Below are 11,100 nucleotides of genomic sequence, written 5' to 3'. Positions count from 1 at the left end.
ACATGACTAGGGATGACTATGAATGACTAGAAAATCTGTAGCAGCTTTCACCCCCTCACGCGTCCGACCGGGCCGTGGCCAGCAACTCCTCCGCATGCGCCCGGGCCGTCTCCGAGTCCTCCTGCCCGGCGAGCATCCGGGACAGTTCCCGAATCCGCTCCTCGCCCTCCAGCACCTTCACACCGGACCGGGTGACGGACCCGTCGTTCGTCTTCTCGACCAGCAACTGCCGGTCGGCGAAGGCCGCGACCTGCGGCAGGTGGGTCACCACCACGACCTGCGCGGTCTTCGCGAGCCGCGCGAGGCGCCGCCCGATCTCGACCGCCGCCTTGCCGCCGACACCCGCGTCGACCTCGTCGAAGAGGTACGTCGGCACCGGGTCGGTCCCGGCGAAGACGACCTCGACGGCCAGCATCACGCGCGAGAGCTCACCACCGGACGCGCCCTTGGCGATGGGCCGCGGCGGAGCGCCCGGGTGCGGGGCGAGCAGCAGCTCGACCTCGTCGGCGCCGGCCGGCCCGTACGCGACCGCGCGCCCGCCGACCTCCACGCCGTCCGGGTCCTCGGTCTGCCGGATGGCGAAGGACACGCGCGCGTGGGGCATCGCCAGCGACGCCAGCTCTGCCGTCACCGCCGCCGCAAACCTCTCCGCGGCATCGGTGCGCGCATCTGTCAGGGCCTGCGCCAACCCGCCCAGTTCGGCCCTGAGCGCGTCCCGCTCGGCGGTCAGCTCGTCGATCCGCTCGTCGTCACCGTCCAGTTCGGTCAGTCGTGCGGCACTGCGCTCGGCCCACGTGAGCACGGCGGCCACGTCCTCGCCGTACTTCCGCGTCAGCGCGGTGAGCGCGGCCCGCCGCTCCTCGACGGCCGACAGGCGCAGCGGATCGGCGTCCAGGTCGTCGGCGTACCCCGCGAGCTCCCCGGCCACATCGCCCAGCAGGATGCCGATCTCCCCGATCCGGTCGGCGAGCGCCGACAGGGCCGGGTCGTGCGACCGTACGGCTTCCAGAGCCCGCTGAGCGCCCGCCACGAGCGTCGCGGCGTCGATGCCCTCGGGATCCTCGGGGTTCCCGGCGAGGGCCGCATGAGCGGCCGTGGCGGCTGACGACAGCGCCTCGGCGTGCCCGAGTCGCTCGGCCTCCTCGGCCAGCTCGACGTCCTCTCCTGCCCGAGGCTCCACGCCGGCGATCTCGTCGAGCCCGTACCGCAGCATGTCGGCTTCCTGGGCCCGCTCACGCGCACGCGTGACGATCTCGTCCAGTTCGACGGAGACGGCCCGCAGCCGACGGTAGGCCTCGGTGTACTTGGCCAGCGGCACGGCGACGGCGTCACCCGCGTACCGGTCGAGCGCCTGCCGCTGTCGGTTCAGCTTGAGCAGCCCCTGCTGGTCGGTCTGCCCGTGGACGGCGACCAGCTCGTCGGCGAGCTCGGCGAGCACCCCCACGGGCACCGACCGGCCCCCCAGATGCGCCCGGGACCGCCCTTCGGCGGAAACGGTACGGCTGATCAACAGCGCCCCGTCGTCGAGCTCCGCCCCCGCCTCCTCGGCCCGTACGACGACGGAGTCGCCCGGGGACACGGTGATCCGCCCCTCCACGACCGCCTTCTCGGCACCGATCCGCACGAGCGCCGCGTCGGCCCGCCCACCGAGCAGCAGCCCCAGGCTGGTGACCACCATGGTCTTGCCCGCACCGGTCTCACCGGTGACAGCGGTGAACCCGGGTGACAGCTCGACGACGGCGTCATCGATGACTCCGAGGGACCGTATCCGCATCTCTTCCAGCACGGTGAAGACCTTACGAGGTCCGGGTGGCTATGTGCGAGGCACCCTGTCACCCAGGGGAGGGAAGCGCCCTGCGGGGGCGCGGGGCTGTATCGATTTGCGGCTCCGCCGCGTGGGCACGATCAGTCACAGACGGCGGCGAGTCGCACAACTCTCCCGAGCCGCCACCCCCTACAGAGCGCTAATGCGGCGCACCCCGCCATCCAGAGACCGGCAACGCGAACTTCGCCACAAGCCGGTCGGTGAAGGACGCATGGTGCAGCCGAGCCAACCGCACCGGCACAGCCCCCCGCCGCACCTCCACCCGCGCCCCCGGCGGCAACTCGAAGGTCCGCCGCCCGTCGCACCACAGCACACCCGGCGGAATATGCGGCAGCAGCTCCACGGCCAGCACCGAGTTCGGCGAGGTCACCAGCGGCTTCGCGAACAGCGCGTGCGCGGAGATCGGCACCATCAGCAGCGCCTCCACCTCGGGCCACACCACGGGACCGCCCGCGGAGAACGCGTACGCCGTGGACCCGGTGGGCGTGGACAGCACGATCCCGTCGCACCCGAACCCCGTCACCGGCCGCCCGTCGATCTCCAGCACGACCTCGAGGAGCTTCTCGGCACCGGCCTTCTGCACGGCGGCCTCGTTGAGGGCCCAGTCGGTGTGGACGATGTCCCCGTTCCGGTGAACGACGACGTCGACGGTCATCCGCTCCTCGACCTCGTACGCCTTGGTCACGACCCGGTCGACAACCTTGTCGAGATCGTCCCGCTCGGCCTCCGCGAGGAAGCCGACACTGCCGAGGTTGACGCCCAGCATCGGCACCCCGGAGGCGCGGGCGAACTCGGCACCGCGCAGCAGCGTCCCGTCACCGCCGAGCACGATGAGCAGCTCGCACCCTTCGAGGCACTGCGGAGTCGCCTCCTTGACGAGCTGCACCTCGGGCGGCAGCGGCAGGTCGGCCGCCTCGTACTCGAGGACGCGCACGCCGATCCCGGAGCGCATCAGCCCCTTCACGACCAGCTCGGCACTGCGGATGGCCGCGGGCCGCCCGGTGTGGGCGAGCAGGAAAACAGTACGAGCTCGGTTCTGGCTCAACGGGGCCCCTCCGCCACTGCACGGTCGACATCGGCCGGGTCCAGGGCGGGCGCCCCGGCACGCAGCCACAGAAAGTATTCGACGTTGCCCGAGGGTCCGGGCAACGGGCTGGCCGTGACCCCGTTCACCCCGAGCCCGAGTTCCCCCGCCTTCCCGGCCACTCCCCGCACGGCCTCCGCCCGCAGCTGCGTGCTCCGTACGACTCCCCCGCTGCCCAGCCGTTCCTTCCCCACCTCGAACTGCGGCTTCACCATCATCACCAGATCGGCGTCCGGCTTCACGCACCGCACCAGGGCGGGCAGTACCAGTCCGAGCGGGATGAAGGACAGATCCCCCACGACAAGATCCACTGGTTCCCCATCGATCGCTTCGAGCGTCAACTCGCGTACGTTCGTACGGTCCTTGACGGTGACGCGTTCATCGCTCTGCAGAGACCAGGCGAGTTGTCCGTAGCCGACGTCGACGGCGACCACGTGCGCGGCCCCGGCCCGCAGCAGCACATCGGTGAAGCCGCCGGTGGAGGCCCCGGCGTCCAGCGCCCGCCGCCCCTCGACGACCAGCCCCCTCGGTACGAACACCTCAAAGGCGCCCGCGAGCTTGTGCCCACCCCGGGACACGTAGCCGGGATCGCTGTCGTCGCTCTGCACCACGATCGCGGCCGCAGTCTCCACCTGGGTGGCGGACTTGGTCGCGACGGTCTTGCCGACGGTGACCCGCCCGGCCGCGATCAGCTGGCCGGCGTGCTCGCGCGAGCGCGCCAGCTTCCGGCGGACCAGCTCCGCGTCCAGACGGTTGCGTGCGACTCCTGCCACGTTCGGTTCAGCTCCTGCCATACGAGGGTGAGGGCGCCCTCTGGTCATACGACGGTGAGGGCGCCGGCGGTCCCGGGCGGGCGTCGAGCGCGGTGAGCGCGTCGCGCAGCCCCCGGTGTACATCCTCGTACACCTCGATGTGTCCGTCGGTGGCGAGGTGGTCGGCATCACCGAGCCGCTCCAGCTGGGCGTCGACCTCGGCGTTGCCGGTGGGGATGCGAGGAACGTTCACAGGGGCGGGGCCGGCCGGGTCGTACCCCGCGGGTTCGACCGGGCCCTCTTGTGAAGGCTCTGGAACTGCGTCGCTCATGCCCAGACGCTACCCCGAACCGCTGGGGTACCGTCGATCGCGATGGCCACGATCGAGGAGTGCCGCGCCGCACTCGAGAAGCTCTCCGACAACATGCGCAACGCCGAGGGGGACGCCGCCACGGCAGCGTCCATGGACCGCTCGGTGAGCTGCCGTATCACCGATCTCGACGTCACCTTCGTCGGCCGGATGACGGGCGGCCGGATCGTGGTGCACGACACCCTGCAGGGTCCTCCGCAGGAGAAGGCCCAGATCAGGCTGGGCATGTCCGGTGACGACCTGGTGGCTCTGGTGAACGGCGAGCTGAACTTCGCCAAGGCCTGGGGCTCGGGCCGGGTGAAGCTGGAGGCGGGCCTCAGGGATCTGTTCCAGCTCAGGAAGCTTCTGTAGCGCCCGCCGTCCCGCTGCCGGCCTCCACGCGTACGCGTGCCTTCCGCGAGGCAGGCACCACCAGCGGTGTCCCCGTCTCCGGGTCGTCGATCACCTGGCAGCGCAGCCCGAAGACCTCCTCGACCAGTTCGGCGGTGACGATGTCGTTCGGGGCACCCTCGGCGATGATCCTCCCGCTCTTCAGCGCGATGAGGTGTGTGGCGTACCGGGCCGCGTGGTTGAGGTCGTGCAGGACGGCGACCAGGGTGCGGCCCTGCTCCTCGTGCAGTTCGGCGCAGAGGTCGAGGACATCGATCTGGTGCTGGATGTCGAGGTAGGTCGTCGGCTCGTCGAGGAGCAGCAGCGGGGTCTGCTGGGCGAGCGCCATCGCGATCCACACCCGCTGCCGCTGGCCGCCGGACAGCTCGTCGACGTACCGCTCGGCGAGTTCCGCGACCCCGGTCTGCCGCATGGACTCCTGGACGACCCGCTCGTCCTCGGTGGACCACTGGCGCAGGATGCCCTGGTGGGGGTATCGGCCGCGGCCGACCAGGTCGGCGACGGTGATCCCGTCCGGCGCGATCGACGACTGCGGGAGCAGACCCAGGGTGCGGGCGACCTTCTTCGCCGGCATCGACTGGATGACCTGCCCGTCGAGCAGCACCTTGCCCTGGCTGGGCTTGAGCATCCGCGACAGGGCCCGCAGGAGTGTGGACTTGCCGCACGCGTTGGGACCGACGATCACCGTGAAGGAGTGGTCGGGTATCTCCACCGACAACTGCTCGGCGATGACGCGCTGGTCGTAGGCGAGGGTGACGGTGTCGGCGGACAGGCGGTTCACGGTGCTCCTTGGGTTGTTCAGTCCGCTGGTGAGGACGGTCTCGGCGGTCATATCCGGCCCGCCCTGCGCTCGGTGACCAGGAGCCACAGCAGATAGACGCCGCCGAGGACTCCGGTGACCACGCCGACGGGCAGCTGGTCCGCGCCGAAGACCTTCTGCGAGATCCAGTCGGCGGTGACCAGGAGGGTCGCGCCCATGCACAGGGACGGCAGCAGGTTGGGGCCGGGCGAGCGGGTGAGGCGGCGGGCCAGCTGCGGAGCGGTGAGCGCGACGAAGCTGACCGGTCCGGCGGCCGCGGTGGCGGCGGCGGTGAGCAGGACGGCGGCGACCAGCAGCAACAGCCGTACGCGTTCGACCCGCACCCCGAGGGCGTTGGACACGTCGTCGCCCATCTCCATCATCCGCAGGCCGCGCGCGTTGGCGAGGACGAGCGGGACGAGGACGGCGCACAGCCACAGCAGCGGCCAGACCTGTGTCCAGTCCCGGCCGCTGAGGGAGCCGGTCATCCAGACGACCGCCTGGGCGGCCTCGGTGAGGGTGGACCTGGTCAGCAGATAGCCGTTGACCGCCGTGACGATCGCGGAGACACCGATGCCGACCAGGACCAGCCGGTACCCGTGCACGCCCTGCTTCCAGGCGAGCAGATAGATGGCGAACCCGGTCACGAGTCCGCCGACCAGCGCGCCCACGGTGACCTGGGTCGCGCTTCCGGAGAACAGCACGATCATCGTGAGCGCCCCGGCCGTCGCTCCCTGCGAGAGCCCGAGCACGTCCGGACTGCCCAGCGGATTGCGGGAGATGGCCTGGAAGAGCGCGCCCCCGAGCCCGAGCGAGGCGCCGACCAGGAGTCCGACGAGGACCCGCGGCAGCCGCAGTTCGTTGATGATGAACTCCTGCCCGGCATTGCCGTTCCCGAGCAGCGTCTTGAGCACGTCCCCGGCGGGGATCGGGAAGTCGCCGGTTCCGATCAGTACGACGCTCGCGGTGAGTGCGGCAAGGAGGATCAGGGCGACGACGACTGTGGCCCGGACGTCCAGCCGGAGGGAGAGCCCGCCGGGGGTCCTGATGACACGGTTGGTCCTCACAGCTGGGCCGTCCTCCGCCGTCGCACGAGAAAGATGAAGACCGGCCCGCCGATGAGCGCGGTGACGATGCCGACCTGAAGCTCCGCGGGCCGGGCCACGATCCGGCCGATCACGTCGGAGCCCAGCAGCAGCACGGGCGACAGGACGGTCGCGTACGGCAGGATCCAGCGCAGGTCGGGGCCGGTGAAGGAGCGCACGATGTGCGGCACCATCAGGCCGACGAACACGATCGGGCCGCAGGCGGCGGTCGCGGCCCCGCACAGCACGGTCGCGGAGAGCATGGCCAGCGCCCGGGTGCGGTTGAGGTTGGCGCCGAGGGCCTTCGCGGTGTCGTCGCCCATCTCCATCGCGTTGAGCGGCCGGGCGAGCGCGAGGGCGAGGAGCGAACCGGTCGCGAGGAACGGCAGCACTTGCCAGATGGTCGAGTTGCTCGCCGAGGACAGTGAACCGACCGTCCAGAAGCGCATCTTGTTCAGCGCCTGGTCGTCGGTGATCATGACGGCCTGGAGATAGCCGTACAGCGCCGCGCTGATCGCCGTACCGGCCAGCGCGAGCCGCACCGGAGTGGCACCCCGGCTGCCGCCCAGGAACCAGACCAGGGCGCCCACCGCGGCCGCGCCGAGAAAGGCGAACCACACATAGCCGCTGAGCGAGGTGACGCCGAAGAAGGTGATCGCGGTGACGACCGCGGCGGACGCGCCAGCGTTGATGCCGAGCAGCCCGGGGTCGGCCAGCGGATTGCGGGTGAGGGCCTGGAGCACCGCCCCGGACAGGCCGAGTGCGGCGCCCGCGAGCAGCCCGAGGACGGTCCGCGACAGCCGGTCGGCCACCACGACGTCGCCGTAGGTCCCGGTGTCCTGGAACAGTCCGTGCCAGACCTGTGCCACGGACAGCCCTTTCGCCCCGACCGCGATGCTCGCCGTCGCGACGAGCACCAGGATCACGACGGAGACGAGGAGCCCAAGGACTCGTATCGCCCGGCGGGTTGGGGGCGCGGGGGCGGTCTCCGCGCGCTGTTCGGGAGGACTGTCGACCAACACGTAGTTAGGTTAGCCTACCCTGCTAATCAGTCAGGCTCCTGAGGCGTGGGTGGTCCCGGACTCACAGGAACGCCTGCCCGCCCCCACGCCTCACAACCCCAGCCTGGCGAGCGCCTTCCCCCCGTCCAGCTCGCACACACCCTCCCCGGCCGCCGTCCAGGCCGCCGCGCACAGTGCCCGCAGACCGTCCAGGGCCTCGCCGTCCCCGTCGAGTTCCAGCCGCGCCTCCCCGGCCGTTGCCGTCCACCCCCCGCACCGGAAGCCCTCTCCCGCGTCGGTGACCTCCGGCTGCCCGGTGAGCATCCCCCGCAGATCGGCGTCCACGTAGGTCGGCCGGTGCTGCGGCGGCGCGGCCAGCAGCTGGGCGCCGTCGGTGACACCGGTGAGCACGAGGAGCGAGTCCACCTCGCCGTTGAACGCGCCCTCGATGTCGGTGTCCAGCCGGTCCCCGACCACCAACGGCCGCTCGGCGCCGGTGCGCAGGATCGTCTCCCGGTGCATGGGAGGCAACGGCTTGCCCGCGACCTGCGGCTCGGCACCGGTCGCGATCCGCACGACCTCCACCGCGGCGCCGTTGCCCGGCGCGATCCCCCGCCCGCTCGGAATCGTCAGGTCGGTGTTGGACGCGAACCAGGGCACCCCGCGCGCGACGGCGTAACTGGCCTCCGCGAACCGCCCCCAGGGCAGGTCCGGCCCACCGAAGCCCTGCACGACCGCCGCCGGATCGTCGTCCGCCGACTCCACCGGCTCCAGCCCCCGCTCGCGCAGGGCCACCCGCAGCCCCTCACCACCGATGACGAGGACCCGGGAACCGGCCGGCACCTGTTCGCTGATCAGCCGCGCGACCGCCTGGGCGGAGGTGATGACGTCATCGGGCCCCGTCGGTATGCCCAGCTCGGTGAGGTGCTCGGCCACGGCGTCGGGCGTGCGCAGCGCGTTGTTGGTGACATAGGCGAGGTGCATCCCGCCCTCGCGCGCGGTGGCGAGCGACTCGACCGCGTGCGCGATCGCGTTCCCGCCCGCGTACACCACCCCGTCCAGGTCGAGCAGCGCGGTGTCGTACGCCTCGCTCAGGGCCTGCCCACTGCCCTCGGGCCTCGTCCTCACGCGCTGGCTCATTCCGCATCGCTCCTCGTTCGACGGCTTTCCCCCGATCATCCCCCATGCCACTGACACCCGTACGATGCCGGGATGAACACAGCAGGTCACCCGGAAGCAACAGCGCGCCGAGGCCTGGAACTCACCCCGTTCCGAGGCCTGCGCTACGACCCCGACCGGGTCGGCAGCCTGGCCGCCGTGACATCACCGCCGTACGACGTCGTGGTCCGCCCTGACGGCCTGCACCAGCTCCAGTCCAACGACCCGTACAACATCGTCCGGCTGATCCTCCCGCAGGCGACGACCCCGGCCGAACGCAACGAGCAGGCGGCCCGCACCCTGCGCGGCTGGCTCTCCGAGGGCATCCTGGCCGCCGATCCGGAGCCCGGCCTGTACGTCTACGAACAGCAGGACGGCGCCGGCCTGCTCCAGCGCGGAATCATCGGCACCCTGCGCCTGTCGGAGCCGTCGGAGGGCGTGGTCCTGCCCCACGAGGACGTCATGCCCCACGTCGTAGCCGACCGCGCGGCCCTCATGCGCGCCACCTCCGCCAACCTGGAACCCCTGCTGCTGACCTACCGCGGCAACGGCACGGAGTCCGTCACGACGACCGCGATCGAACGCACGGCCGGACAGCCCCCACTCCTCGCCACCACCACCGAGGACGGCTACAGCCACCGCCTGTGGTCGATCACCGACCCCGCCGAAGTGGCCCGCATCCGGTCGGACCTGAGCCGGCACCAGGCCCTCATCGCCGACGGGCACCACCGCTGGGCGACCTACCGCCGCCTACGCGCGGAGCACCCTTCCCCCAGCCCCTGGGACCACGGCCTCGTCCTCCTCGTCGACACGGCCCGCTACCCCCTCCGCGTGCGAGCCATCCACCGCCTCCTGCACGACCTCCCGGTCTCCCGGTCCCTGGCACTCCTCGACGGCCTCTTCCGCGTAGAGCGCCTCGACATGCCCCTCGCCGAGGCCCTGGACGCCCTCGCCGACGCGGCCTGCGCGGGCAACGCCTTCCTCCTCGCCGGCGACGGCGCCTTCCACCTCGTGGACCGCCCGGACCCGGCCCTGCTGTCCCGCACGATCCCCACGGACCGTCCCACCGCCTGGCGCACCCTGGACGCGACGGTCCTGCACGCCACGCTCCTCGCCCACCTCTGGCGCGTCCCCGAGGACGACCCCGCCCGCATCGCCTACATCCACGACACGGCCGCCACGGTCGAGAAGGCGGAACGCGACGGCGGCACGGCGGTCCTGATGCACCCGGTCCGTGAGGACGTGGTCCGCGACCTGGCCCGCCAGGGCGTCACGATGCCCCGCAAGTCGACGTCGTTCGGCCCGAAACCGGCCTCGGGCCTGGTCCTGCGCACACTGGACGTATGACGCACAAAGGGGCGGGATCTCGGGATCCCGCCCCTTTGTTCACCGACGGCACACGTCAGTCCTTGAGGTCGCCTTCGACACCGTCTTCGTCGTCGTCAGCGTCCTCGTCCTCTACGGCCTTCTCGGCGGCTTCACCGACAACCTCGTCGCTCTCGTCGCCTTCGTCCTCAGCCTCGACGAAAGCGTCGACGAACTCGACCCCGTCCAGCTCGGCGAGCCGGTCGGACGCGTCGGTGCTGCCGTCCTTGTCGGACTCCACGGCCTTGGCGAACCACTCCCGTGCCTCGCCCTCACGACCGGCCGCGAGCAGCGCGTCGGCGTACGCGTACCGCAGCCGCGCGGTCCACGGCTGCACCGAGTTGGAGGCCAGCTCGGGGCTCTGCAACGTCACGATGGCCGCGTCCAGCTGCCCCAAGTCACGCCGGGCACCGGCGGCGACGAGCCGCATCTCCACCTGCCCGGCCTTGTCCAGCTTGTGCACCTCGGGCGCCCCGGCCATGTCCAGCGCCTTCTCCGGCCGCCCGAGCCCACGCTCGCAGTCGGCCATGACGGGCCACAGCTCCACGTGTCCGGTCATCCGCCGCGCGGCCCGGAACTCGGCGAGCGCCTCGCTGTACTTCTGGTTGGCGTACGCCGCGAACCCGGCCGCCTCTCGTACGGCCGCGACACGCGACGCGAGCCGGAGGGCCACCTTCGAGTAGCCGTAGGCACCCTCGGGGTCCTCGTCGATGAGCCGGGCGACCATCACCAGGTTCTTGGCGACATCCTCCGCGAGCCCCTTCGGCAGGCTCTGCAGCTCCTGCCGTACGTCCTTGTCGATCTCGTCGCCCGTGACGTCCTCCGGGATCGGCAGCCGCTTGATCGGCTCGCGGTCGCGGTCCCGGTCATCGCGGAAACGCGCGCCACCGCCACGCCGGTCGTCGCCACCGCGCCGGTCGTCCCGCCCGCGGAATCCAGCGGGTCGCGCACCACGGTCGTCCCTACGGGGCCCACCGCGGCCGCCCTGGTCGTCCCGCCGTTCGTCACGGCGGAAGCCACCGCGCTCACCCCGGTTGTCGTCACGTCGGGGATAGCTACCGCCACGGCTGTCGTCCCGCCGGACGTAACCACCGCCGCGGTTGTCACCAGGACGGTCGTTGTCCCGACGGAAGCCACCACGGTCCCCGCGGTCATCACCCCGACGGTCATCACGTCGGTCGTCCCGCCGGTCATCCCGGCGATCGTCACGGCGCTCGTAGCTGCCGCGGTTGTCGTCGCGGCGGAAGCCACCGCGATCCCCACGGTCTCCC

Annotated in this window: 11 protein-coding genes; 2 read left to right on the top strand and 9 right to left on the bottom strand. The window is 71.5% G+C overall.

Translation table 11 applies throughout. The features are described 5' to 3' along the window. Positions 1-55: 55 nt before the first annotated feature. The 4 genes from recN to ACFVYN_RS40290 all read right to left on the bottom strand — a co-directional run bounded on the left by recN (position 56) and on the right by ACFVYN_RS40290 (position 3,992). Positions 56-1,774, bottom strand: coding sequence for a DNA repair protein RecN (recN, locus tag ACFVYN_RS40305; protein WP_390007673.1), 1,719 nt, complete (start codon positions 1,772-1,774; stop codon positions 56-58). A 190-nt stretch (positions 1,775-1,964) separates the two neighbouring features. Next, positions 1,965-2,870: an NAD kinase gene (locus ACFVYN_RS40300; RefSeq protein ID WP_352390814.1), complete on the bottom strand. Its 906-nt coding sequence runs from the start codon at positions 2,868-2,870 to the stop codon at positions 1,965-1,967. Further along, positions 2,867-3,682: a TlyA family RNA methyltransferase gene (locus ACFVYN_RS40295; protein WP_390007669.1), complete on the bottom strand. Its 816-nt coding sequence runs from the start codon at positions 3,680-3,682 to the stop codon at positions 2,867-2,869. The genes ACFVYN_RS40300 and ACFVYN_RS40295 overlap by 4 nt, the downstream gene beginning before the upstream one ends. A 7-nt stretch (positions 3,683-3,689) precedes the next feature. Next, positions 3,690-3,992, bottom strand: a complete 303-nt coding sequence (locus ACFVYN_RS40290; protein WP_390007667.1) for a hypothetical protein — start codon at positions 3,990-3,992, stop codon at positions 3,690-3,692. 42 nt (positions 3,993-4,034) lie between these two features. On the opposite strand from ACFVYN_RS40290, the gene ACFVYN_RS40285 reads away from it, so the two are divergent. Continuing rightward, entirely contained in the window at positions 4,035-4,382 is a 348-nt protein-coding gene (locus ACFVYN_RS40285; RefSeq protein WP_390007665.1) for an SCP2 sterol-binding domain-containing protein, read from the top strand. Here ACFVYN_RS40285 and ACFVYN_RS40280 read toward each other — a convergent pair. From ACFVYN_RS40280 to ACFVYN_RS40265, 4 genes are all read right to left on the bottom strand, one after another. After that, on the bottom strand, positions 4,366-5,253 hold the full coding sequence (locus ACFVYN_RS40280; protein ID WP_390007664.1) for an ABC transporter ATP-binding protein: 888 nt from the start codon (positions 5,251-5,253) through the stop codon (positions 4,366-4,368). The genes ACFVYN_RS40285 and ACFVYN_RS40280 overlap by 17 nt on opposite strands. Next, on the bottom strand, positions 5,250-6,287 hold the full coding sequence (locus ACFVYN_RS40275; RefSeq protein ID WP_390007662.1) for a FecCD family ABC transporter permease: 1,038 nt from the start codon (positions 6,285-6,287) through the stop codon (positions 5,250-5,252). The genes ACFVYN_RS40280 and ACFVYN_RS40275 overlap by 4 nt, the downstream gene beginning before the upstream one ends. After that, positions 6,284-7,327, bottom strand: a complete 1,044-nt coding sequence (locus tag ACFVYN_RS40270; protein WP_390007660.1) for a FecCD family ABC transporter permease — start codon at positions 7,325-7,327, stop codon at positions 6,284-6,286. The genes ACFVYN_RS40275 and ACFVYN_RS40270 overlap by 4 nt, the downstream gene beginning before the upstream one ends. A gap of 90 nt (positions 7,328-7,417) precedes the next feature. Next, positions 7,418-8,446 carry an HAD-IIA family hydrolase gene (locus tag ACFVYN_RS40265; RefSeq protein ID WP_390007657.1) on the bottom strand — a complete coding sequence of 343 codons (1,029 nt, stop codon included), beginning with the start codon at positions 8,444-8,446 and terminating at the stop codon, positions 7,418-7,420. Positions 8,447-8,518: 72 nt separating this feature from the next. On the opposite strand from ACFVYN_RS40265, the gene ACFVYN_RS40260 reads away from it, so the two are divergent. Then, on the top strand, positions 8,519-9,811 hold the full coding sequence (locus ACFVYN_RS40260) for a DUF1015 domain-containing protein (protein WP_390007654.1): 1,293 nt from the start codon (positions 8,519-8,521) through the stop codon (positions 9,809-9,811). Positions 9,812-9,866: 55 nt separating this feature from the next. Here ACFVYN_RS40260 and ACFVYN_RS40255 read toward each other — a convergent pair whose 3' ends face one another. Next, positions 9,867-10,664 carry a hypothetical protein gene (locus ACFVYN_RS40255; protein WP_390007671.1) on the bottom strand — a complete coding sequence of 266 codons (798 nt, stop codon included), beginning with the start codon at positions 10,662-10,664 and terminating at the stop codon, positions 9,867-9,869. Positions 10,665-11,100: the final 436 nt, after the last annotated feature.

The organism is Streptomyces sp. NPDC058307 (genome assembly GCF_042880295.1).
In the GTDB taxonomy this organism is placed as follows: domain Bacteria; phylum Actinomycetota; class Actinomycetes; order Streptomycetales; family Streptomycetaceae; genus Streptomyces.
The sequence above is the reverse complement of the archived record's forward strand: the minus strand, read 5'-3'. Positions and strand labels throughout refer to the sequence as shown.

Coding starts and splice junctions, on each gene's coding strand:
- recN (WP_390007673.1), bottom strand. CDS start 1,774: ATGCGGATACGGTCCCTCGGAGTCATCGATGACGCCGTCGTCGAGCTG.
- ACFVYN_RS40290 (WP_390007667.1), bottom strand. CDS start 3,992: ATGAGCGACGCAGTTCCAGAGCCTTCACAAGAGGGCCCGGTCGAACCC.
- ACFVYN_RS40285 (WP_390007665.1), top strand. CDS start 4,035: ATGGCCACGATCGAGGAGTGCCGCGCCGCACTCGAGAAGCTCTCCGAC.
- ACFVYN_RS40280 (WP_390007664.1), bottom strand. CDS start 5,253: ATGACCGCCGAGACCGTCCTCACCAGCGGACTGAACAACCCAAGGAGC.
- ACFVYN_RS40265 (WP_390007657.1), bottom strand. CDS start 8,446: ATGAGCCAGCGCGTGAGGACGAGGCCCGAGGGCAGTGGGCAGGCCCTG.
- ACFVYN_RS40260 (WP_390007654.1), top strand. CDS start 8,519: ATGAACACAGCAGGTCACCCGGAAGCAACAGCGCGCCGAGGCCTGGAA.